The sequence below is a fragment of the Neobacillus mesonae genome, from assembly GCF_023715155.1.
In the GTDB taxonomy this organism is placed as follows: Bacteria; Bacillota; Bacilli; order Bacillales; family Cytobacillaceae; genus Neobacillus; species Neobacillus mesonae_A.
The window spans coordinates 1-24,577 of record NZ_JAMBNQ010000019.1 but is presented as its reverse complement, the minus strand read 5'-3'; the positions used below and the strand labels follow the sequence as shown (position 1 = coordinate 24,577).

Below are 24,577 nucleotides of genomic sequence, written 5' to 3'. Positions count from 1 at the left end.
CCTTCTGATATTAAATCTTTTTTCTTCATTTTAGCACGTTAAAAAAGGCATTAAAAAAGAAAGGTCTTCAAATGAAAAAAGCGCAAAATGCGCTAAGATTTGGACTTTTAATTTGGCTTCCATACCGTCTTCGGGTCATTATTCCGTTTAAAGAGGGTAATTGATTGCAATATCTTTGCTTTTTGGGTCTCTAATTTTAACAATGACTCAATCGTTTCATCAACAAGTTCATCATTTGGACAAAACTGGTTCAGCCCCCTGTATAATTCGATGATTTTTAACCTTTGCAGGGAAGAATCATCTTCCATGGAAAACTCCCAATCATCAAGTTGATACTGTTCAAGCAGGCAGACGATTTTTCGCAAAAGCAGCCGTTGTAAATCAGCAATGAATTGGAGCTGGGGAACGACGCCATGTTTAATCGTATCACTCAATTGTACATCAACATGATTTTCATTTTTACGGATCAAAAGGGCGCTTACCATCTCATTTAGTATACAAATATATTCTTTAAGAGCAGTATTTAGGCAGCAGAGGGGGGGGATCATCGTTTTTTTAGGATTCATCTTTGATTTCCCCCTTTCATACTTTTAGACTTCTGGAGGGTCTGGACAAAGCGTCGGCGGCTGTTCATGATCGAGATCAAAATCGTGTCCATGATGATGTTCTTTTTCGTTTGAAAAAAAATCTGCCACATTTTGAAGCTTCCTAAGTAATAGCCATTCCTTCATGACTAATGTTTCGATAAATCGAGATGCCTCCTTATTAAATTGTAAAATTTCTCTATTACTTGGATTGGTCGGAAAATCCAACTCCTGCCCCACAAATGCCTGCATTTTTTTAGCTTCCGCATTTAATAAATGTGAAATGGCCATCTCTTCCATGGCGATTGAACCAAATAAATCAACCATCGCATCTTCAGAATTAGGACGATGGTGAGGTTCCTCGTTCAGCATTAAGGTTAAACCTCCCTTTAGTAAACTCCGTAATTAGTTTATGAATGGTGAGTATAATCTGTGAGAATCATAGGTTTCATTTTTCCTAAGAAATTCAGCATGTTAAATCGTCGTGGACTTTCTCCATTCCCAATACCAATTGACAAATTGAGACAGCCCTTCTTCAATCGTAGTGGTCGGAAAAAAGCCTGTATCGGCATGTAAGTCTTCAATATCTGCATAGGTTACTTTCATATCGCCAGGCTGCATGGGATAGGACTCAATAATGGCTTTTTTACCAATTAAATTCTCCAGCACCTGAATAAAATGAATTAATTTTTCCGGTTTATGACTGCCAATATTATAGATTTTATAAGGGGCATTCGTTGAACTTTGGTTATCTATTAAAGAAGGTCCCGGTGAAGGAGGACATTTTAACAAGCGGGTGATTCCTTCAACAATATCATCAATATACGTAAAGTCTCTTTTCATGTCTCCATTATTAAACAATTTGATTGGTTTGCCTTCGATGATATTTTTTGTAAAGGTATAATAGGCCATGTCCGGACGTCCCCAAGGACCATAGACGGTAAAAAAACGAAGGCCGGTGGTTGGCAGCTTATACAAATGACTGTAGCTGTGCGCCATTAGCTCGTTAGCTTTTTTTGTGGCTGCATAGATATTGATGGGATGATCGACAGAATCCTTTGTTGAGTAGGGGGTGTTCTGATTTGCTCCGTAAACTGAACTGGAGGAGGCGTAAATCAAATGTTTAATTTCAACATTCCTGCATGCTTCTAACACATTCATAAACCCAACCAAATTGGATTGTACATAGGAATGGGGATCCTCAAGACTATAGCGCACGCCCGCTTGAGCCGCCAGATGGACCACCATATCAACCGGATTATCAGCAAATAAACGATTTAATTTCTCTCGATCCACAAGGTCAATCAATTCAAATTGAAAAAGGGGGTATTGCTCCAGAATACGCAGCCTTTCCTTTTTAAGGCGGACATCGTAGTAATCATTAAGATTATCAATACCAATCACTCGAAAACCTTGAGTTAGCAGCTGTTTTGACAAATGGAAACCAATAAAACCTGCAGCTCCCGTTACTAAAATATTCATCGTATCCATACCGTTCCTTCCTTATCGACTGGAATCGGATTTTTTGTCCATTCTTTATAAGTTTCTTTATCCATCACTTTTACTTGCTCGAGAAAAGTATTTAAAAAACCTCTCTCATGAAGATTGCGAAATAATTCTAACGGTCGTTCCTGGTCCCGTACGAAAGAATAGACGTGGTCTACTAATTTAAAACCGTCTTTTGTGATGATGGTATGCCTTAATGGAGCATCAATCAGTTTAAATCCTGATTTCTTCATCAAAGTTAAGATGGCCAGCAGCTGTCTGGTGACATCCTCTGATAATTGCTGCTGTTTTTTTAAAAACGAATTTAAATCAGGGCCCGCCAAAAATTCCATTAGAACAAAGTTGTCTCCAGTTTGATAGACTTTCGGGATAAAGGGTAATTTTTTTCCTTTAAGGAGGACCTTGCTTTCCTGCTCGGCATGTCTGGGCCTTCCATAAATTTTGATGCACTGATGTTCGGAAACACGAAATACAGCCCCCTGGTGTCCCTTTCCAATAAGAGAATGGAGATCGGCGTCATTCACTTTCACTGCTTCACCATCACTGCCGGGCTCAGCAGTAAGGTTTCGATAATCAAATCTGTTTTGCTTGAAATATTTCTCCCATTCGCGATATATTTCCGGTTCCAGTCTTTTCACCTGCAATAAAAATTGGTCTCTCAAGAAAATGGTATTTAAATCTTTTAATAATTTAATAGGCACAGGGTGTTCTCGTTTGAAAGCATACACATAATCAATGAGTTTGAGTTCTTCATTTTCAAGGACAAAGATATGTCTTAACGGAAAATCAAGCATCGTAAATTCGGCTTTTTTTAACTTCTTTAAAATGCCAAGCATGTTTTTTACGATAGAAGCAGGGATATAGGTGGAATTCTTGAGGTATTCTTTTAAGGTTGGTGCTTGGATGTATTCCATCACGACATAGTTTTCACCAGATTCATATAATCTAGGAAAAAAAGATAAATGCTGCCCGGCTTTAAGTGCCTCTGCTTCCATTGCAGCCTGTTCAGCATCAGCATAAATTTTTACACATCGATCTTCAGAAAGCTTAAATACGGCTGCATGAGCTCCCTGCCCAATAAGGGGATATTCAGTGGGGTTATAAATCACTAATTCTTTTTCTTCCTTTGTTACGCTGATGAAGCGGTAGGGGCTGGCCGTCATTCTGTTCCCTTGTTTGTCTTTTCTCATCCCTTTTCCATTTCCGTAAAATGCTTTTCTCATCCTTCTCCTCCTAACAGCTCATCGTAAAATTCAGCCTGCTTCAGAAGCTGTTTTTCTTGGTCAAAAAGATGCTCTATCTTTTGTCTGGCGCTGATGGTATAGCCTTCCCATTTTTCCGGATTTGACAGCATATAATCGAGGGCAAGTGCAAGTTCATCTGCATCGTTTTCCCGTACTAAAAATCCATTTTCCTCATGGGTGACTAATTCCGGTATCCCGGCATGGGTCGTGGAGATAACTGGCACGCCAAGCGCCATCGCTTCCTTTAACGTGTTTGGAATTCCTTCAACGTCCCCATTGGAGGCAACAATACTCGCCGCACAGAATAGATCTGCGGTAGCCATATGTTCACGCACTTTTTCCTTTGGAAGGTGGTGGAGCAGACGGAAAGAATCCCCTAATTGAAGCTTGGAGGCAAGCGAACGCAAGTTTTCTTCTAATTCACCCCTGCCAATAATGGTCAAGGTGGCATGAGGGAATTTATTTTTAATTTTTTGGAAGGCCTTCATCAGAATGTGGTGCCCTTTTTTTTCTACTAATCTGCCGACAGATAAAATGTTCTGGGATTCAGTTTGTTTTGGTTTTCGGTAATGGTACTGACTCAGGTCGACACCGCCATATAGAATCCTGATTTTATCATGGGGACAGCCCCACAGATTGATGCGGTCCGCTAAATACTGACAAACCGGGAAAAAGACCTGCCCTTGTGTAAAAAGCATTTTCATGCCTTCCAAAAAGCCTGCCGGCTGATTAGCCATCGTGGCGTCCCGGCCGCGGATACTGGTGGCAAGAGGCAGTTTGGTTTTTTCTTGAAACGGCATCAGCAGAACGCCTAATTGACCATGGTGTGCATGTAATAGAGTGACATGGTTTTCCTTCACAAATTCCTTTGGTGAGTATATTTCGCTAAGGTAATAAACCTTTTCATTCAAAAGAGAAAGATCCGTCATATATTTCGGATGCCGTACAAGATGAATATAATCATACCCAGGAACATTACGGATTTGGGGGATATATTGGGTGGGATCTGCTCTTAAGTTTAAATGCATAACAGTGTCCAAAAGAATGTCCTCCTAACTTATTTTCCTCCTTCGTTCTTATTAAAATATGCTGGTTTCCCCACATGGAATGGACGAAACGGAAATGAAAATGTGTTGTTTTATCAAGAAAATCTATATTCGTCCAAAATATTTTTATAGTCAAGAAGGAAAATAGGAAACGTAAATCGTATATGCTAGGTAATAGGAAAATTTTAAAAATAAAAACAATTCAGGGATGGGGATGACTAGGAATGACAGTAGATAAAGTTGAGGGCAAACTGTTGTGGGAGCCTTCCCAGGAATTGCAATCTAAATCAAATTTAAAAAAATTTATGAGATGGCTGGAAGAGACAAGGGGACTTCATTTTGAAACCTATGACGAACTATGGCAATGGTCAGTGACCAGTGTTGAAGGCTTTTGGTCAGCCGTTTGGCATTTCTATGATGTCCAGGCGAAAACCCCTTATGATGCAGTATTAGTCAATAACCGCATGCCGGGTGCAAAGTGGTTCAAGGGGGCTGAATTAAATTATGCTGAACATGTATTCCGCCATAATGCCGGTGACAAAGCCGCCATTATGTATAAAACAGAAGTCCGGCCGCAAGGGGAAATTTCCTGGTATGAATTAAAAAAGAAGACAGCTGCGATTGCCGCATACTTAAAATCACTGGGAGTCGGCCCGGGAGACCGGGTTGCCGCTTATGTTTCCAATATTCATGAAACCATTACCGCTTTTTTGGCATGTGCCAGCATTGGTGCTGTATGGTCCAGCTGTGCTCCTGAGTTTGGCATTATGAGCGTGATTGACAGATTCAAACAAATTGAACCGAAAGTGTTATTTGCTGTAGACGGTTATCGTTATGGAGGAAAGAATTTTGACAGGCTTGAACTGGTCGCAAAAATCCAGGAAGAACTTCCGACACTGGAAAAAACTATTATCATCCCATATTTGAATCAGCATCCAAATGTAAACGGTTTAACAGATGCGGTATTGTGGGATGAGGCATTGGAAGAAAATGAAGATGCAGTACTAAGGTTCGAGGCTGTGCCATTTGAGCACCCGCTCTGGATTTTGTATTCTTCAGGCACGACTGGAAAGCCGAAAGCAATTGTACAAAGCCAGGGAGGCATTTTACTGGAGCACTTGAAATTGGGCGGCTTGCAAAATGATTTAAAACCAGAGGACCGCTTTTTCTGGTATACCACAACAGGCTGGATGATGTGGAACGTGGTTGTCAGCGGACTGCTGGCAGGCTCGACGATACTGTTATATGACGGGAATCCAGGCTATCCGAATGCTGAAACATTATGGAAATTTGCTGAATCAACCAAGATGACGGTTTTTGGTACAAGTGCAAGCTTTATAACAGCCTGCATGAAAGCTGGTGTGAAACCGAAAGAGCAATTTGATCTTTCTTCATTAAAAAGCCTTGGTTCAACTGGATCACCACTCCCTGTGAGCGGTTTTGAATGGGTATATGAGGAAGTGAAAGAAGATCTATGGCTTTTCTCCACAAGCGGAGGAACTGACCTATGTACAGCATTTGTCGGTGGGTCACCATTGCTGCCAGTCTATGCAGGAGAATTGCAGGCACGTGCCCTGGGTGCTGCGGTAAGGGCATTTGATGAACATGGGGAAGAACGAATCGATGAGATTGGCGAACTGGTTATTACAGAACCAATGCCGTCCATGCCCATCTATTTTTGGAATGATGAAAAAGGGGAACGTTACCTGGACAGTTATTTTGATGTATATCCTGACGTCTGGCGTCATGGTGATTTTATTAAAATTACTTCGCGCGGATCAGCAGTTATTTATGGCCGCTCGGATGCGACGATTAACCGCGGCGGAATCCGCATGGGAACGAGTGAGATTTACAGTGCACTAGAAAGGATTCCAGAAGTAGTTGATAGTTTAGTCGTAGATATTCCAGTCTCCAGCGAAAAATCTTATATGCCATTGTTTATAGTCCTAAAAGAGGGTGCGGTATTAAACGATGATGTGAAAACACGGATTAATCAAGTGATCCGGCAAAACTGTTCACCGCGGCATGTGCCAAATGGAATTTTTCCTATTGAAGAGCTTCCTAAAACATTAAACGGTAAAAAGCTGGAAGTTCCGATTAAAAAAATCCTGATGGGAACGCCTGTGGAGAAAGCGGTAAATTTGGGATCATTGGCAAACCCGGCATCAATTGAATTTTTTGTTGAATTTAAACAGAGGATGGATGAAGGACTGGAATAAGTAGAGGGACGGCCGCCAATTGATGTTTGGCGGCCGTTTTTTAGAAACTATATCTGCTGTTTTCGGTGATAAATCTGTCATTTTTGGCGGTATATCTTCAGATTTTTAACTATATCTGCCGTTTTTAATAAAATATCTGCAATAATGCCAATTTATCAGCAGTTAGCAAATTAAAGTGCTTCGCGGATAATCTTTTTATAATAAAGCACGGAAAGTATGCCAAAAATGGAGTATAGGGCAGCATATAAAACCATGACAATAATCATCGGTGCCCAAACTTCTGTTCCAAATAGGAACCAGCCAGATTGGACCGCAAAATAACTATGGGCTAAACCAACCGCTAATGGAATCCCGAAACTAAAGAGCTGCTTACCGCGGATTCCCTTTAACAAGTCCCACTGCGTGAAGCCAAGCTTTCGTAAAATCGTATAATTTGGCTTTTCCTCTTCACTTTCACCCATTTGTTTAAAATATAGGATACAGCCAGAAGTAACTAGGAAGGTTAAGCCTAAAAAGCCAACAATAAACATAACTAGACCCATAAGCTGTTTCTGTCTATTGCTAATTTCAAGCCTTGATTCAGCCATATCTCTGTCAGTAAAATGCAAATTCTGAAAAAGCTGATTCGCTTTTTCTAACTGGGCTTGTTTTTTCAAATCAATACCAATAAACAAGGAAGATTTCTTTTGAATCTCCGGGTCGACATCTTTTTGCAGCCGTTCGTAATCAGATTGATCAACGATAGCAGCCGGCTGTCCGCCGTTTGTAAAATATCCTGAAATCACAAATTCCTTTCTTAACCCTAAATAGGTGAGGGGAATAGCCTGCGATTTACTCTTTATTTCAATTTTACCAGAATCCTTAAATGCCATAAATTTTTGCAGCAGGTCACTGTACCCGGCAAATACCGTTTCGCCTGGAGGTACATTGATATTTTTAACAGCCTCTTCGCTGATGACTGGAATATTCATTTTTTTCGGGTCTAATTGTAATTCCTCGAAATTGGCATCTAATATATTCTTTATATTGGCCTCTGCCTGTAAAACTTCTATTTTTCTTTCATGGAAATCAATGCCCTCTGCAGTTAGTGATTTTGTGAACCGAGCAGCATCTGTTTCATTCGTAAAGGAAAAATCACCTGCTACATTATTTTTCGCTCCTTGTTCTGCGGAATAGTAAGAGATATAACTCAGCGATAATAAGCCAATGGCTAGCGCTGATACCGTAGTAATAATGGTCAACAGCATTGCATTTGATTTCATTCGGAACATGATAGAAGAAAGGGATAAAACTTCATGAATCGTTAAATACCCATTTTTCCTTTTTCGAATGATATTAAAAATAAAACTGACGGAGCCTTTATAAAACAGATAAGTGCCGATGATCACGGATACAAGAATAAAGATCATGGCAAGGAAAAGGTCCTTCATTGTGGTAAAATCACCGCTGAACAATTTTGAAGAAACATAGTATCCTGAAAGAATCAAGACGATGCCGGCGGAGCCTATTATGATTTCCCAAACAGACGTTTTCTTTACGCTTAATTCGGCAGTCGAAAGGACTCTAAATAACGCTAAAATACTCTGCCTTTTGATAAAAATATAATTCATCAACATGATGAATAAGTAAATCACAGCAAAGACAATTAAGGTTTGGATGAAGGCATGTGATGAAAAATGCAGAGTCGCAATAGCGTTGATCTGGGTGACCTTAAATAGAATCATAATCATTAATTTTGAAACGGAAAATCCAATCAATATTCCAATTAGTAAAGAACCAAAATATAGTATAAAGTTTTCTGCACTTAAAATGCGAAAGATTCTGCTTTTGGTCATCCCAATCAACTGGAATAGGCCAATTTCTTTGCCGCGGCGTTTGATAAAGATAGTATTGGCATACAGCAAAAAGATGGAGACAATAGCAACAAGCAGGATGGAGGCGGTCCGAATTCCCGCGGCACCTTTCATTGAACTTTCTGCCTTATCCAGAGCAGGGTCATATTGTAAGGTAACAAATGCAAAATATAGCGACACACTAAAAATTAAGGCAAATACATAAAGATAATAGTTTTTTAAGTTCTTTTTCAAATTTCGAAAAATAAGCTGCTTAATGCTCATATTGTACGCCCCCTAAGACACCCTGTGTTTTCATCACATCTTTGAAGAATGTCTGCCGCGGTTCTTCCCCCTTGTTTAACTGGGTATATATTTGGCCGTCCTTAATGAAAATGACTCTGCTGCTGAAGCTCGCCGCAACGGGATCATGTGTAACCATGATAATCGTCGCATGATGCTTTTGGTTTAATTGACTTAATTTATTTAACAGGTCGGAGGCGGATTTAGAATCCAGCGCACCCGTAGGTTCATCGGCGAAAATAATACTTGGTTGATGAATAAATGCCCGTGCAGCAGATGTCCGCTGCTTTTGCCCGCCGGAAATTTCATTAGGATACTTATCTTTAATTTCATAAATCCCCAAATCTTGGGCGGCTTCCGTAAATCTTTGCTCGGCATCTTTTTTTGACATGTTCGTAATTGTCAGCGGAAGAAGGATATTTTCCTTCACCGTGAGAGTATCCAATAAATTATATTCTTGAAAAATAAATCCCAAATGGGTTTTGCGAAATTCTGCGAGCTGCTTTTCCTTCATTCGGGTTATTTCTTTTCCCTCAATTTGAATGGAGCCTTGGCTTACCTTATCAATGGAGGAAAGGACATTTAGCAAAGTCGTTTTTCCGGATCCGGATGCCCCCATGATACTGACAAATTCTCCTTTTTCAATGCTTAAGTCAAGACCTTTTAAGACCTCCTGTTTATTAAATTTATTTCCATAGGTTTTATAGATTTTCGTTGCTTCTAATATGGTCATTTTCGACACACTCCTTATTTCGATAGCTTTAGTATAGCGGGGTGTGGGTTTATCTTCCTGCGAATGAGCGAACAATTTATAAAAGCATGTGACATTTTTGTCACATGCCGGTAATATGTACAAAATCATTTTGTTTTGGAAACGTTAAGCTGACGGTAGTTCCTTCACCAAGCTTGGATTGCACCTCAATCTTGATTAAAAGCGGTTGTGCAGCTTTTTTAGCTAAGTACAAGCCCATGCCTGTTGCCGCATTGTCTTGATGTACAATTGTGGACGTGAAGCCTTTATCAAAAATTCGCGGCATGTCTTTTGGATCAATTCCACGGCCAAAATCTTTAATTTTCAGCATCGTTTGACCGTCACAATCAAAGCTATTGATAAAAATATCGGATTCCTCGCTGTATTTTACCGCATTCGTTAACAGCTGTCTGATAATAAATGACAGCCATTTTCCATCTGTCAGCACATGGGGTACAGCTAAATCAATCTCGAAACCAATCCCTTTTTGAAAACACCAAGACTGCAAATCTTTTATTTCTTTAAAAATGAGAGCCTTTAGATCAGTTTCTTCGATGTATAAATCATTTTCCATAAAGGGAATACGTTTTTGATGGAGCTGCTGATCTAGCAAATGATGAATCCGCAGCCACTCATAGTTTAATTTTGTCTTTATGTTCGCATCATCCAGATCATGAATTATTAACTTCATCGCTGATAACGGTGTTTTCACCTCATGAATCCATGACAACAATTCATCTTTTTCCTGCTCCAATGCAGTACGATTTTGGGCAGCTTCCTGCTGCAGCCGTTCCGTTTGCTGAATCACACTTGTTTCAATCATTTTTTCAAAAGGAGACAAGGCATCCGCTATCTCTATTAAATCCAGATTATTATCCCATTCCTCAAGACTTTTATAAAATTTCGTTTCCTTATGATATCGGATCACTAGAAAACCACTAAAGATGACAAATGATAAAAACACAATATAGAGCAGGGGAGGAAAAGGGATGGCCGCATCAAGGAAACCAATAAAAATGGTTAACAGCTGAAGAAATAGAAACAGGATAATCCAGCTCCTGCGTTCCATGAGAAATTTTTTTATCATAATGTTTCCGCCTCTTCAACGGCCATATACCCTTGTCCAACCTTTGTTTCAATAAACCGGCCAAGACCAAGTACATCAAGTTTTTTCCGCGTTCGATTGACATTAACAGTTAAGGTATTATCGCTGACAAAACGTTCATCATCCCATAAGCTTTTGATTAAGGCTTCGCGGCTGACAATTTTATTTTTCTGCTCAATTAATTGTCTTAAAATGAACATTTCATTTTTAGTCAATTCCACCGTGCCAGTCTCATTTGTGACGGTGTTTTTTTGATAATCGACGGCAGCACCACACCAGGTTTTCAACTCAATCTGTTCTGTATTGTAATTATAAACACGTCTTAGAATCGCCTGGATTTTGGCAATCAGCACATCAAAATGAAAGGGCTTCTGGATAAAATCATCCGCCCCAAGCTGCATCGACATGACCATATCAGAAGGGTGGTCCCGAGATGATAAAAATAAAATAGGAACATTGGAGTGTGAGCGGATCATCCGGCACCAATGAAAACCATCAAACTTCGGAAGCTGGATATCGATGAGGACCAAATCAGGTTTGAGGGTTGTATATTCCTGCAGAACCTGGCCGAAATCAGAAATGCCGTAAACATCATAGGACCATCCGGTTAAACGGTCTTTCATTTCTTGAAATAGGGTTGTATCGTCCTCAATTAATAAAAGTTTAAACAAATGAAATACACCACACTTTCCTTCAACTATTGTACCGGAAAAATTTACCTTATTCTAGACAAAAAAAGTACACGCATACACCGCGTGCACTTTTTTGCTATCTGAGAAAAGCTGTGGCTGCAATCGCTCCTGCTGTTATGATCACAATGACAATCTTCGCTAGTGGAGGAATTGTTTCCTTTTCTTTTTGATTTATCTTTGATTCTTGTTCATTCACAACTTTACGATATTCTGGACTGCAGCATCCCATATTAGGCGATCTCTTTCCAGTCTGAAATATCTTCTTCCAGTGGAAGGTTGTTGGCACGAGCCTTCGCTGCCGCCCGGAAGAATAATCCGATTAAAATAGCAGATCCGACGAAACCGCCAATCCAGGAAATATTCATTGGCAGATTGAAGCCGATTTTTGCATTCAGGATGTACGTAATTACCATTACCAGCATAAAGGAACCAGGGACCAGCGAAATCCAGTAATTCTTTCTGGCAATGTATAAATACATCGCGCCAACAAACAGGGCAATGACGGCTGTTGCTTGGTTTGCCCAGCTGAAATATCTCCATAAAAGGTTAAAGTCGATTTGTGTTAAAACAATAGAAACGGCGAATAATGGAACTGCAATCCAAAGACGGCTGGATAATTTTCTTTGAGCGATGTTCAAGTATTCAGCAATAATCATACGGGCACTGCGGAAAGCTGTATCGCCAGATGTGATTGGCAGGACAACAACACCCAGAACAGCAATTGTTCCGCCGATTGCCCCCATCATTTTGACAGAAACTTCACTCACAATCGCACCAGGTCCGCCAGCAGCAAGAATTTCATTCAAGCCATTATAACCATCGAATAAACTCATGGCCGCAGCAGCCCAAATCATCGCAATAATTCCTTCTGCAATCATCATGCCATAGAAAATTTTACGACCTTGTTTTTCCTTTTGCGTTGTACGAGAGATAATAGGTGTTTGGGTTGCATGGAAGCCAGACAACGCGCCGCATGTAATAGTAAAGAATAATAATGGGAAAATTGGTGCATGATCTGGGTGGAAATTTTTCAATGAAAGTTCAGGAATGTCTGCACCAGTTGCAATTAGTCCAATTCCAACACCAATAGAGCTTATGACAAGTAAAGCACCGAAATAGGGATAAAGACGCCCGATGATTTTATCCACCGGCAGAAGTGTTGCTAAAAGATAGTAAATGAAAATAACACCGATGATAATGCCAAGGGCCAATTTTCCATCCATTAAAACATTTAATAGGGCAGCCGGTGTGGTTACAAACACGGTGCCAACCAATAATAAAAGCAGAACAGCAAAAGCGTTGACAACATGCTTCATGATTTTCCCTAAAAATTTGCTTGCCAATTCAGGAAGATGAGCACCTTTGTTGCGGATGGAAATCATACCTGTTAAATAATCATGAACAGCTCCGGCAAAAATACAGCCGACCACAATCCAGATGAAAGCAACCGGGCCATAAAGCGCACCCATAATCGGACCAAATACCGGTCCTGTGCCGGCAATATTCAACAGCTGAATTAATGAGTTTTTAGAAGTACTCATTGGCACATAGTCAATTCCATCATTATTGACATAGGCCGGAGTGGCTCGTTCTTCTTTTACTCCGAAGATTTTTTCTACAAATTTTCCGTATGTGAAATAACCAATGATGAGAAGGACAATACCTGCAAGGAATGTATACATTTTTCTTCCCCCTTTTTTTATAAAGAAATGAATGCGGTTACATTTACTATTATAAAAAAGTTAGAAGCCTTACGGTGTGTTTTAAGATTAAAAGGTAGAAATCGAGGGTTATGATGTACTATAACAGGATTAAAATGCAAAAAATTAAAATAGTGTTATAGTACATCATATTTCCAGTTTTGTCCTTAAGGCCTTCACATAATTTCTACTGACCGATAACATTTCCTCTCTTCCATCTATCTGTAATTGATAGGCACCATTGAACCAGGGAGAGAGGCGGGTGACATGTTCCAAGTTTACTAGAAAGCTTTTGTGAATCCGGAAAAAACCGAAGTCAACGAGCCGGCTTTCAAGGTCTTTCAAGGGGGTTTTCGTCTCATATACTCCATTTTTTGTTATCAGTTTTGTTAATTTGTCATCTCTGACAATATAAAGAAGATCCTTTGGTTCAAGATAATAGATTTCACCATCTGATTCTACTGCAAGTTTACCAGTTGATTTACCAGGATCCGCTTCCTTTTTCATGATAAATTTCTTTTCAATCCGCTCGATGGTTTCTTTTAATTGATCCTCATCATAAGGTTTAAGCAAATAATCAACGGCGTCATAGCGGAAGGCTTCGACGGCAAATTGCGGGTAGGCTGTGGTAAAAACGACTAAAGGGGCTTTTTTTAGCTCCATTAGGGCTTTGGCAGCCATCATTCCATTCATTTTTGGCATTTCTACATCAAGGAAGACAACATCAGGCTGCTGCTGTATCGTCTTCATCACCGCGGATTCGCCTGTTTCTGCCTCATCCACAATTTGAATGGAAGGGAAGCAGCCTAATAAATGTCTTAATTCGTCCCTGCTGTACGGTTCATCGTCGACAATGATTGCTCGGATAAAGGTTGGTTCCATGGCTCATTCACCTCCATAAAAGGAAAAGAAAAAGAAATTTCCGTTCCTTTTTCAAGTTCGCTTTTAATTTTTAATGCTGCTTGACTGCCATACATACTTGTCAGTCTTCGGTTTACATTGTAAAGGGCTACACCGCTGCCGATATCAGAAGAAATCGGTGCTTTACAAATTTGTTCCAGCCGTTCTTCGCTCATTCCATGACCGTTATCCTTTACACTAATATAGGCCTCATGATTTTGTGTGAAGACCGTTATTTGAATCATACCACCGCGTTCCTTATCTTTCATGCCATGTTTTATCGCATTTTCCACGATTGGCTGCAAGGTGAGAGGAGGTATGCTTTGCAGTAATGCTTGTTTCTCAATGTCATAAATGACCGTTAACTTGTCAATAAATCTCGCTTCTTCAATGGCAAGATAAGCTTTTACCTGCTTTAATTCCTGATCTAGTGTCGTAAGATTCTGCGTTGTCACCGATAAATTTTGACGTAAAAAATGTGACAGATTGACGAGCAATTTCCGTGCCTTAGCCGGATTAACCCGAATTAAAGAAAGAATGGTATTTAATGTGTTAAATAGAAAGTGAGGACTTATTTGTGCTTGCAGCGCTTTGATTTCAGCTTCTTTTGCAAGCTGATAGGCTTTATCTGAATCTGCCATTTCCAGCTGGTTGCTGAGAAGCGAACTCAGTCCAGTCATTAGTTCCATAATAACAGGAGTGATTTCCTTCTCAGAGCGGAAATAGAATTTGAGTGTTCCTATTGTTTTGTCCCGCTGTTTTAATGGTGCAATCACCGATGCCCCCAGCTTGCATCCTTTTTTCTGACAATGGATAGCTTCCTGGTCAGCTACGGTCATTTTCCCATTTTGGATGACGCCCCATGTAGCTTGTGTTTGAATCGGACTGCCCGTGCAGTGGTGATCATCCCCAACACCTATATGGGCCAAAATTTCCGAAGTGTTAGTAATCGCAACAGCACTTGTATTAATTTCTTTATGAATAATCTCGCATACGGCATTAGCAGAATCCGCAGTAAGCCCATTTCTAAGGTGAGCAAGTGTTTTCTGCATAATCAGCAGTGTTTTTTGTGCTTGGATGGCTCCTGCTTTTTCCTCTTCATTAATGACAGACTTAATAATTAATAGAAATAAAGCAGAGCCTAGTCCGTTTGCAAGTATCATCGGCATACCAATGATTTCAACCAGTGCCCAGGACTTTTCAAACGGGCGGGAAATCAGCAAAATAATGAGCATTTGTAATGTTTCTGCTACGGCACCGATGAAAAAAGCAGAGCTTAATTTCACATGCTTATCTTTCCGGTAAAACAGTCCTGCCAGAATACCGGAAATAATGGTCGCCGTACCGCAGGACAGGGCAGTAAAGCCTCCGAGCGTAAATCGGTGAATACCAGCAACCAGCCCCGCTCCAATCCCAACACGATAGCCGCCCAGAAGTCCAGCTAATACAACTCCGATGACTCGGGAATTGGCGATAGCTTCATTACCGGTAAGTCCAGAGTTCCATTTGTTAAATTGAAGGCTGTCTGTATTAAGAGTCAGCCCGGAGTATGTGCCGATAATGCCGAAAAAACCAAAGAATAAAATAGCGGTTATTTGCTGTTTGCGATTCAGTTGATTTTGATAAATCATACTTCTAAAAAAAGGAAGTCGTGTTAATACCAAAGCAATTGTCACCAAAATACCAAGCCGCTCCACCATTGTAACCAGCAATTCCAGCATCCCTGCACCCCCATTTTTATGTAAGCATTTTCTCTATCTACTATTTTAGCAGTTTTTTGAAAAAGCGTAAATTGAGGGTGTGCCGTCCATTTCGGGCGTTATGTGCTAATAGGAGAGGGTGATATTATCCGCAATAGGAAGGGTATGCGCTAATAGCAGGGTTATGCGCTAATAGGAAGGGTATGCGCTAATAGCAGGGTTATGCGCTAATAGGAAAGGGTATGTGCTAATAGCAGGGTTATACGCTAATAGGAAAGGGTATGTGCTAATAGCAGGGTTATGCGCTAATAGGAAGGAGTTATCCGCTAATTAAAAAGGGTTATCCTCTAATAGGAAAAGGCTACGCGCTGATTGGCGCGCTCACTTGCCTTAAATTTCTTTTTGAAGTAAACGTCTACATTTGATAAAGCCATTCCCAAGGAGAAAATATGGAGTATAATATGAAAAGTATAAAAAGAGATCAGGAGTAGTGAAGAGTGAATAAACAAAATAGCAAATACCGGTGGGTCGTGTTGGTAAGTGTGCTGTTTGCATACCTTATTATTGTGACACAAAGAACGGCACCTGGATTAATTTCTAATCAATTAATGAAAGATTTCAATATGACAGCCTCGATGATTGGGTTAATTACAAGTATTCAGTTTTTAGCTTATTCATGTTTGCAAATACCTATTGGGATCCTGTCTGATCGATATGGTCCTAATTTTTTTCTCATAATAGGTACATTGCTTAACGGTGTGGGAACCTTAATTTATAGTATTGCAGCAAACGAATATGTTTTACTTATTGCCAGATTTCTCGTAGGGATGGGGGATGCTACGATTTGGGTCAATCTTGTCCTAATTTTAAGTATCTGGTTTAAAGCGAATGAATTTGTCAAGTTAATTGGATTTGCCGGAATGGCTGGGAGCTTTGGCTTTTTACTTGCGACGGTTCCTTTCTCAAAATGGATTTCTATTGCTGGGTGGAGGGCTCCATTTTTAATTACAGGGGTTGTCTTATGTATTGCCGGCATCATGCTATATTTTGTTCTGGTAAAAATTCCTCAAGACAAGGGAATTACCGAATCGAAACCGAAAGTAAAAGCTGTTAAAAAGAAAGAAAATACCTTTGCATTATTACGCAGGATTACAACCAACCGCCAGGCATGGGCAACTTTCTTTTGTCACTTTGGTGCTGTTGGTACATATGTTGGGTTTATTGGAACCTGGGCAGTGCCATATGGAATGGAAGTATTCGGAATGACCCGGTCCCATGCGAGTCAGCTCATCATGATTGGGCTGCTTGGGGCAATTATCGGCGCACCGCTTACCGGTTGGATTTCTGGAAGATTACATTCTATTAAACGGCCCTACGTGGTGGCTCATATTATTATTTTTATCAGCTGGGCCACATTTTTAGTATGTAATGGAAAGCCTCCATTTTCCTTACTCGTCATTCTTTTCTTTCTGATTGGATATGGGAACGGGGCAAGTGCACTGACTTTTGCGGTTGTACGTCAATCTTTTCCGATTGAAGAGGTCGGTGTTGTTTCAGGGTTTGCCAACACCGGGGGATTCCTAAGTGCTGTTTTACTGCCAAGCCTATTTGGAAAAATATTAGATCATTTCCAAGGAGCACCAAGTATGATCGGATATCATTACGGATTTATCATCCCAGCAGCTTTCACCTTGCTAGGATTAATTGGCGGAATGCTTATTATAGAAAAACGACAGGAGGTAAAGGTGAAACAGACGGTATAAGCATAAAAAAAGTTTTGACAAGTTTCGAAGATCTATTAAGTATTGGAGTAAGGATGGTTGTCTTTACTCCATTTTTTTATGGAGTTTTTCATTCATTATCATAGAACGAAAGATTAATTAGGGTTTGTTTATAAATAACTAAATTACTTACTATGAGTAAACTCTTGATGCTGCGACAACATTTTTTCATAGGCTTTGTTAAATTTTTTTCTAAATCTCCAAAAAATAAAATAAGACCATCAACAAGGCTGAAGGTCTTTTGTATCTTGATTTTTTAATGCATTAATTGCCTTAACTGTTCAGCATGTCTTCGACTGTCATTAATTGTTTCATCGGCAATTTGTTTACTGTTTGGATCCAAATCACCTTTAACAAGCTCCGCTGAATAATGGACTCCATATTTGTCCAAACCCTCTATAGCTTCCTCAATGATTCTTCTTTCATTATCAGGGACCATCATTTTATGCATAAAGTTAATCATTGAACCAGAGATCCCTTCATCGTCTGCTGGAACTCCTCCCAAATTCTGAATTTGTTCTGCTATTTTTTGGGCATTTTGCTTTTGCTCTTGCTGAATTTGTTGAAAGCTTCTTTTTAAATCAGGATGGTTTAACTTTTGAATATATTGTTCAAACCCATGTATTCCCATATATGTACCTCTTAATAATGTGTTTAATTCCTCGATAACAGTCTCATTTGTCATAAACTCACATTCCTTTTTTCATTATTATGATATTTTTTGCTGGGATTATCCGGAGTATTAACTTAAACAAACGGCAGCTTATACGAACGGGTGCATTTGTTTAAAAAGTAAATTCTTAATTCTGAAGGAGATAAAATGAATAGCTTTGAGGATAAACTTCCTCGAAATAAAATTGATTTTAATGGATTCTTAAAGAAATTCTTCATATAAAGATGGGAACGAAAGGTATTTAACTCGCGGGTCTAAATGGAAAATAGTCAATTCCTTCCGTAACAATATTTTAAAACTAAACATAATATATTGAATAGAGGACAAACGGTAACTTATGGGTTCTTATTACCTCTTAATATATGTCTTTAGTTCGAAAACAGGGGAGGGTGGTATTAATATGAAAACTTTTCAAAATGAATTACAAATGCTAGAAATGGACGAGTACCGGATAGATGCTCCTATTCCTATGGTTCAACATAGCCAACAAAATAAAATACCTAGCAGATTTGGACTGCGATGTGGATTTCGATGTGGCGGAGGATGTAGCGGAGTTCCTGTAGAATTGCCGAAACCTCCACAGACTCCACAACCTTCACGTCCCCAAAACAAATGAATGCTGTTAGGGTAATTTGTAATTCAAGGCCACGAATGAAATCCATCTCATCCACATGCGAGATTTTTTAACAGATGGAATTGAAAAAGTAATTTACTGAAGAGTTCGAATAACGTGAATGAAATCTTATGTTTTGGTGAAGGGGTTCTTCTAGCATCCATTAAAAACATGAATTCCAATACCTGTTGAATTTTTTTAATCAAACAAGAGGTCTGTAGTGTTGATAGTCCATCAAAATTGTAAATATTATACAGCAGGGGTGTTAATCGAAGAATAATTAACACCTTTTTTTGAGCACTATACTAACCTTAAGTTTAGCTGAAGAAGGATAACGGCAATAGAATCTTAATGAATTAATTATGAATGGAAGATAGTATGGAAAACGAATTAAAGAAATTTATTAAATAATGTGATATCGAAATATAACAGTTACTTTATTTTTTGTAAATGGTTTTATAAAAGAATCTTGAAATAAATGTCATTAGTAAGTATCTTGGACCAGTAACTAAAAATGGTTTAATCTTCACTTTTAAAATCTCCATTTTTACCAAGGTTATATCCATTATAATATGTATAAATGGGAGCAGTACCCTATAAAACAATCCATCCTTTGATGAAGTTATGGCGGCGATAAAAGAGAGAATCAAACTGTATACAGGTATTATTTTAAAATGTTCAGTCCACGTATGGATATATCCACGCCCAAACCGAATAAAACCTTTCATTGCAGAAACATACATTAAAGTAATCCAAACTACTTCAATCGCCAAGTAATGAGCAATTCCCATTGCCCATCTTCTTTTATTTGAAATCGCCTTATAAAACCCATCACTAACAAAAAAATATACATTCAATAAAACGAGTGTATATATAGGCTTCCACCAACTTACTTTATAGATATTTAATTGTAAAAATAATTTCTCAACACAATAATAAAAAAAGCTGAAACTGAATTTCCATTTCCAATTTTTGTTGTTTAAGCTTAAAAAAGCAGCAGTAATTGGTACATAAAACGCTTGAGAGAAGATAGCTCCTAAGATTGAATCAAAAATAGGCTTTTTCATAATGGACGGTTTGTATCTATAACCATGAAATAAGTTGAGGGTCGGGTACTCAAATAAAAAAGCGAAACCTATATTTGAAAAAAGTAACATCCACATATCCTTAGGTTTCTTATGTTTTAACAATATAATAAAAATACCTAAGTGAATGACTGCTAACAACAAAAAAGGAATGGAGTTCATATTGAAAAGATTTTTCGTTTTTCTCATTTTCCACCATTTTACTTTTTGACATTTAGTTTTATTATTGTTCATTTAAAGGAAAATAATTTAAAAACCAACGCTAAATTTACGCCTTTGTCCTTTACTGAGGTCTGGCAGCAGGGTTTTTTAAAAAAGTTGTGTTATTGCAGCGATCCGCTTTTTATTGAACTAACTGGGGCAAGAGCTTAAGATGGAATCGCTGCGGCGGTCTCTTTTTCTTGTTGTGCTAACGATGCAGTTTACTTCAAAAAGAAGTTGTTATTAAATATTTTATTTGACCCAAAATACGACGAAAAAAATCCAGTCTTACTTACTGGATTTTTTATGAGTTATGAATAATTGGAAGCCATAAATTACAGGGGCATAGCAAATGGCAGTGAAAAAGATGTGTTTTGGCTTAAAGTTGACCAAAACAATCCGAATGTAAAACTTCTAAAGTAAGACTGAACGATACAATTTCGAAGGTCAGGAGCAGTGTTTTAATATAGAGTTGGACTCGGGGGAGAACAATGGGCGGAAATAATATCTCTTAAAGCAACCGAATAATGATTCCATCTTCCTCCGAAAAACCTAAAGCCATAAACTCTTGATTCCCCGACATTCGTCAAATAAAACCAGAAATTATCTCCGTTTCTAAGCCGCATATACGTGAAACGATACAAACAATGTTGAAGACCCAAGGGATTCTGAGCATAGGGTGACATTTGTTGTATAAACCATAATTCGAGGTTCACTCCTTAATGAAATTAGACATATAACCAGTTTATGCTCAGATCAAAGCTTGGATTGGATGTATTCCTAGTAGCCCCAGGTTAGCTTAAATAATTACCCTATCCGCATTTGTTATATAATATTTTAAGAATCAGGACGAATACCCAGGAATTTATCCCAAATATGCATATGCTCTAATGTAAAATGAAATGAGGAGTATGACTGTTTGTATGATTAATGGATATAATGAAATAATTGGTGCTTTAGATTCGAAACCGACACTACCCCTACTACCATAACCACTACCCGTATTACCCGCACTATCCGTACCACCACCACTACTACCCTTATTAAAATTTGCTAATAAACTTGCCGTTCAAATAAAAAGGAACAGAAACTTCTGTGAAACAGGCGTGGTTCTGCAATAGTAGAAACGCCTGTTTCTTGTTGGGTATGGAGAAGTTTTTGATTTATGGCTGAAGGATACTGCAAAAAATGACAATTTGTTCATACCCTTAATTTTTTTGATTTAAAAATTTGATAATATCTTCTACATGTTGATCCTTTTGATAGTTTTTGTATAAGTTACTGGATAAGCGAACAGGATCACCAAAAAAGTATCTTTCATACTGGGTTTGCCTCGTACCGGAGGAACTCATTGTAAGATCCCATGCCAAACGAAATTGTTTCACACGGTCCAAAGCATTCATACCATCTGTTTGAAGATATTGGTCGAGCTCTGGTCTAATTTCAGAATCAAAGGCGTTTTCTGCTGGTAAAGAAATCATTCCGCTTGCACCAATGATCTGTATAATTTCGCTGAAACGGGGATAAATTTTTGGAAAAATGTTACTGGCGACTTGTAATGGGATCATATTTGGACGCATATATCCCCATTGATCTAATTCAGCATCATTTTCTGCCTTTTCTAAGAGTGCTTTCATGGTTTCAATACCAATGATGATTTCGGACAGTTTCTCTTGCATATGTTGATATTCCCTAACATTAATCGTGTCGACAAGTAGTTCAGCCACTCCAAGAATAAATTCGGTTTTTACAATTTGTCTCCAAAACGGGGAAAAGGCTAAATATTTGGAGTAGGTTTTTGTTTCAGATAAAAATTTAAAGGGAATGTAAAATCCTTCGCTTAAAGTAACGATGCAGGTTCAACAAGAAGTGAAGAGAAATAATCGAGGAGTTAAATTATAGATATATAAATAACTAAAAATTGAAATGTAGGAGCCGCACGAACGTAAAGATATCTTTACATTCGTGCGGTCCTTTGTTAAAATATTTGTAAAGATATCTTTACGTTAAATGAGGGCTGATTAATGACGGTGATTAACCATATTAGAGAAATCCGTAAAAAAAAGGGGATATCTCAAATTAAAATGGCTGAGGACCTACAAGTTACTCGTCAAACTATGAATGCGATTGAAAATAACAAGTATAATCCTAGTCTGGAATTAGCATTAAAAATAATTACATATTTTGATATGCCAATTGATGAGATATTTATTTTAGAGGAGGATGCTAAATGAGTGTAAAAAACAGAAAGAAATGGAAAAGGGTTTTAGAAAAATGGACACCGTTCTTTGCTATTATTTGTACCTTTATAGGTACTGTACTGGGTTCATCTCTTGCTTATTTTTTTCAAGGTGAATTTCCGTATGAAGTGCTTACAGGTGGTTTGGTAGCAACTATCATTCTGACAGTAATTCAAGTGATTAAACAAAAAAGTAAAAAAGATAACTTACCTGAAGCAGATGAACGAGTCATTCATAATATTTTCCGTTTTTTTGCATTTGCATCACATATTACTTTGGCTATTTTATTTATTGCTTTAGCAGTGTTCACCCTTTTAGGAAACGAGTCGATTTCAATTCTTTATCTATGGATTTTTTTCTTTGCGTATATTTGGATTGTAGGGATAAGTTCTCTTATCATTAAAAGTAGGTAATCTTACAACCTTCTTTTATCATTGTGAATAAATGTACTTATACTAATGGGGGCATTTCTACAATAAATGAAGATGCTTTTTTCTTATTGGACTAATAAAGGTTAGCATGAACAGGTCAGGATAAATATAACCCACTATTGGAAATATAGTATTAATAATTCCTAAAGGTGGATTAAATGAACAACTATACAAATGATAATACTGCCAGAAGATATAAAGCCCATGTCAGTATTTTAGGAACAACCCAATTGCATTTAAGAAATCCTTATATTATTGCATGGTGGTCCGCAGCCTTTCCTGGATTTGGTCATATGCTATTATCCAAATATTTTAGAGGATATGCCTTATTTATTTGGGAAGTAGTTGTAAATGTTAAAGCCCATGTTAATTCATCCATGATCTATTCCTTTCAGGGGAATATTGACATGGCAAAAGAGGTATTAGACACTAGATGGCTACTAATGTATATTCCTGTTTACCTTTTCGGTATTTGGGACAGTTACCGGACTACAGTAGATATGAATAAGGTCTATCTTTTAGCCGAGCGGGAGGAGCACCGTTTTAGTTCATTTTCATTAGGAGCGTTTGAGATTAACTACTTAGATAAGCGAAATCCCATGCTTTCCGTTATGTGGTCGTTGTTTATCCCTGGGCTGGGGCAGCTTTATATACATAGGATATTAACTGCTTTCTTTGTCATCATATGGTTAGTAGTATTTTATTATTATTCTCATGTTCAAGAAGCTGTTGTACTTTTACTTTTAGGAAAAGTAAAGGAAGCAACCTCGGTTTTAAAGCCAGAATGGCTTCTTTTTATTCCTTCACACTATGGGTTTGCAGCGTATGATTCTTATATCAATACCGTAGAAAATAACAAACTTTTCGAAAAAGAGATTAGGAATCATTTAAGTGAGCATTATCAATCGAAGGGGTTCAAAATACTAAAAGGGAAAAAAGTGAAGTGATAGATGTGCAGCTATTTTCAACATTTGAAACCAGCGGATTTTTAGAAATGGCCATTTCAACTTTAGAAAAAAAGGGGATTAAAAAAAATAGCATATTTGCTGTTCCTCTGGATAATAGAGCCGAAGAAAGTAAAATTCTTGACACCCTTCATCGCTCAGACGGAACAAGCCTGATTGATATTGGGATGGGTCTAGCTACTGCATTTTCCGTTATTGGAGCAAGTATTGGGTTTAAATTAGCCTGGGGACCAATTTATTGGGGGCTGATAAGTGCGTTTGTTGGATTTGTTCTTGGATTTGCTATTCGGCTTTTTATGGAGTTGGTGATAAAGAAAAAGAAAAGAGTTTTAAAAGGAAAACATTCTGAGGTAATCTTAATTGTGGATTGTGAAGAATCACAAGCTGAATTAGTAGAAGATATACTATGGAGCCATTTTGCATTAGGAGTAGCTAAAGTAAAATGATTGAAATAATTTTTGTTGAACATTACACACATTCCTAAAAAAATAACAATTGTAAAAGTTTGTACTTAAACGATCGGGTAGATTTACTTTAAGAGGATTGCTGGGGCAAAACTTATCGAGGGTGGACCAGCACTTATGCCAATTGGTCATTATGGTTTTAGTAGAGGTTTAGTTGGCTTAAATAATGGTTTGGAGTAACGTGCAATGCAATCTTCCTTCTTGAAAGACCTAGTGTTTTCATTAATTATAATACTACATGAATAGCAACAAGGTATTAATTCATCATCGGTAATACGTTCTTTCATATTCAAGAGCATAATGAATGGATCTCAGTTATGTAAAAGGAAACAAGAGCAGAAAAGGGGTTCAAGCAGCAGCACTTTTTCTTATTCAACAAAAGGGTTTTAATGAAAACAAAAAAAGCCACTCTGGATAAAATGTACCCTATAGTATAGACACTTTAAAAAAGTGCTCTTTCTATAGGGTATTTTTTGTATAATTTAAAGAACAACATAGAGATATACATGGAGACGGAGAATTATGAGTAAAAAACTGTTTAC

At 38.2% G+C, this 24,577-nt stretch carries 21 protein-coding genes and 1 pseudogene; 6 read left to right on the top strand and 16 right to left on the bottom strand.

Annotated features, from left to right (window positions below):
• Window positions 1–107: 107 nt before the first annotated feature.
• The 5 genes from M3183_RS15675 to M3183_RS15655 all read right to left on the bottom strand — a co-directional run bounded on the left by M3183_RS15675 (window position 108) and on the right by M3183_RS15655 (window position 4,374).
• Window positions 108–566, bottom strand: a complete 459-nt coding sequence (locus M3183_RS15675; RefSeq protein WP_251471099.1) for a hypothetical protein — start codon at window positions 564–566, stop codon at window positions 108–110.
• 24 nt (window positions 567–590) lie between these two features.
• A complete protein-coding gene (locus M3183_RS15670) occupies window positions 591–956 on the bottom strand; it encodes an alpha-helical endospore appendage domain-containing protein (protein WP_251471098.1) in 366 nt (121 codons plus the stop codon).
• A 102-nt stretch (window positions 957–1,058) separates the two neighbouring features.
• A complete protein-coding gene (locus M3183_RS15665) occupies window positions 1,059–2,066 on the bottom strand; it encodes an NAD-dependent epimerase (RefSeq protein ID WP_251471197.1) in 1,008 nt (335 codons plus the stop codon).
• A complete protein-coding gene (locus M3183_RS15660; RefSeq protein ID WP_251471097.1) occupies window positions 2,063–3,313 on the bottom strand; it encodes a hypothetical protein in 1,251 nt (416 codons plus the stop codon). Before M3183_RS15660 ends, M3183_RS15665 begins: the two co-directional genes overlap by 4 nt.
• Entirely contained in the window at window positions 3,310–4,374 is a 1,065-nt protein-coding gene (locus M3183_RS15655; RefSeq protein WP_251471096.1) for a glycosyltransferase, read from the bottom strand. The genes M3183_RS15660 and M3183_RS15655 overlap by 4 nt, the downstream gene beginning before the upstream one ends.
• Window positions 4,375–4,604: 230 nt before the next feature.
• Here M3183_RS15655 and M3183_RS15650 point away from each other — a divergent pair, with 230 nt between their 5' ends.
• Window positions 4,605–6,599 (top strand): acetoacetate--CoA ligase, encoded by a 1,995-nt coding sequence (locus M3183_RS15650; protein WP_251471095.1) that lies wholly within the window; start codon window positions 4,605–4,607, stop codon window positions 6,597–6,599.
• A 170-nt stretch (window positions 6,600–6,769) separates the two neighbouring features.
• Here the strand turns inward: M3183_RS15650 and M3183_RS15645 are convergent, their stop codons facing one another.
• The 8 genes from M3183_RS15645 to M3183_RS15610 form a co-directional block, all read right to left on the bottom strand.
• Entirely contained in the window at window positions 6,770–8,716 is a 1,947-nt protein-coding gene (locus M3183_RS15645) for an FtsX-like permease family protein (RefSeq protein ID WP_251471093.1), read from the bottom strand.
• Complete coding sequence (locus M3183_RS15640; protein WP_251471092.1) at window positions 8,706–9,467, bottom strand: ABC transporter ATP-binding protein; 762 nt, start codon at window positions 9,465–9,467, stop codon at window positions 8,706–8,708. The genes M3183_RS15645 and M3183_RS15640 overlap by 11 nt, the downstream gene beginning before the upstream one ends.
• Before the next feature lie 100 nt (window positions 9,468–9,567).
• Window positions 9,568–10,572, bottom strand: coding sequence for a sensor histidine kinase (locus M3183_RS15635; protein WP_251471091.1), 1,005 nt, complete (start codon window positions 10,570–10,572; stop codon window positions 9,568–9,570).
• A complete protein-coding gene (locus M3183_RS15630) occupies window positions 10,569–11,261 on the bottom strand; it encodes a response regulator transcription factor (RefSeq protein ID WP_251471090.1) in 693 nt (230 codons plus the stop codon). Before M3183_RS15630 ends, M3183_RS15635 begins: the two co-directional genes overlap by 4 nt.
• Window positions 11,262–11,358: 97 nt before the next feature.
• Window positions 11,359–11,511 (bottom strand): hypothetical protein, encoded by a 153-nt coding sequence (locus M3183_RS15625; RefSeq protein WP_251471089.1) that lies wholly within the window; start codon window positions 11,509–11,511, stop codon window positions 11,359–11,361.
• A 1-nt stretch (window position 11,512) separates the two neighbouring features.
• On the bottom strand, window positions 11,513–12,964 hold the full coding sequence (locus M3183_RS15620; protein ID WP_251471088.1) for a carbon starvation CstA family protein: 1,452 nt from the start codon (window positions 12,962–12,964) through the stop codon (window positions 11,513–11,515).
• 165 nt (window positions 12,965–13,129) lie between these two features.
• On the bottom strand, window positions 13,130–13,864 hold the full coding sequence (locus M3183_RS15615) for a LytR/AlgR family response regulator transcription factor (RefSeq protein ID WP_251471087.1): 735 nt from the start codon (window positions 13,862–13,864) through the stop codon (window positions 13,130–13,132).
• The gene (locus M3183_RS15610; RefSeq protein WP_251471086.1) at window positions 13,801–15,603 is read right to left on the bottom strand and encodes a sensor histidine kinase; all 1,803 of its coding nucleotides are present in this window, start codon (window positions 15,601–15,603) and stop codon (window positions 13,801–13,803) included. The genes M3183_RS15615 and M3183_RS15610 overlap by 64 nt, the downstream gene beginning before the upstream one ends.
• Before the next feature lie 476 nt (window positions 15,604–16,079).
• Between M3183_RS15610 and M3183_RS15605 the strand changes: the two genes are divergently transcribed.
• Window positions 16,080–17,345 (top strand): MFS transporter, encoded by a 1,266-nt coding sequence (locus M3183_RS15605; protein ID WP_251471085.1) that lies wholly within the window; start codon window positions 16,080–16,082, stop codon window positions 17,343–17,345.
• A 274-nt stretch (window positions 17,346–17,619) separates the two neighbouring features.
• On the opposite strand, the gene M3183_RS15600 is transcribed toward M3183_RS15605, so the two are convergent.
• The 3 genes and pseudogenes from M3183_RS15600 to M3183_RS15590 all read right to left on the bottom strand — a co-directional run.
• Entirely contained in the window at window positions 17,620–18,048 is a 429-nt protein-coding gene (locus M3183_RS15600) for a DUF2383 domain-containing protein (RefSeq protein ID WP_251471083.1), read from the bottom strand.
• Between the two features lie 1,038 nt (window positions 18,049–19,086).
• Window positions 19,087–19,923 (bottom strand): hypothetical protein, encoded by an 837-nt coding sequence (locus tag M3183_RS15595; RefSeq protein ID WP_251471081.1) that lies wholly within the window; start codon window positions 19,921–19,923, stop codon window positions 19,087–19,089.
• Between the two features lie 1,220 nt (window positions 19,924–21,143).
• Window positions 21,144–21,767, bottom strand: a pseudogene (locus M3183_RS15590) (4-hydroxyphenylacetate 3-hydroxylase C-terminal domain-containing protein); the annotation flags it as partial.
• A 192-nt stretch (window positions 21,768–21,959) separates the two neighbouring features.
• On the opposite strand from M3183_RS15590, the gene M3183_RS15585 reads away from it, so the two are divergent.
• From M3183_RS15585 to M3183_RS15570, 4 genes are all read left to right on the top strand, one after another.
• Complete coding sequence (locus M3183_RS15585) at window positions 21,960–22,169, top strand: helix-turn-helix transcriptional regulator (RefSeq protein WP_251471080.1); 210 nt, start codon at window positions 21,960–21,962, stop codon at window positions 22,167–22,169.
• A complete protein-coding gene (locus M3183_RS15580; RefSeq protein WP_251471079.1) occupies window positions 22,166–22,588 on the top strand; it encodes a hypothetical protein in 423 nt (140 codons plus the stop codon). The genes M3183_RS15585 and M3183_RS15580 overlap by 4 nt, the downstream gene beginning before the upstream one ends.
• Before the next feature lie 176 nt (window positions 22,589–22,764).
• Entirely contained in the window at window positions 22,765–23,553 is a 789-nt protein-coding gene (locus M3183_RS15575) for a hypothetical protein (protein ID WP_251471078.1), read from the top strand.
• 5 nt (window positions 23,554–23,558) lie between these two features.
• Window positions 23,559–24,017, top strand: coding sequence for a hypothetical protein (locus M3183_RS15570; protein ID WP_251471196.1), 459 nt, complete (start codon window positions 23,559–23,561; stop codon window positions 24,015–24,017).
• Window positions 24,018–24,577 lie beyond the last annotated feature (560 nt).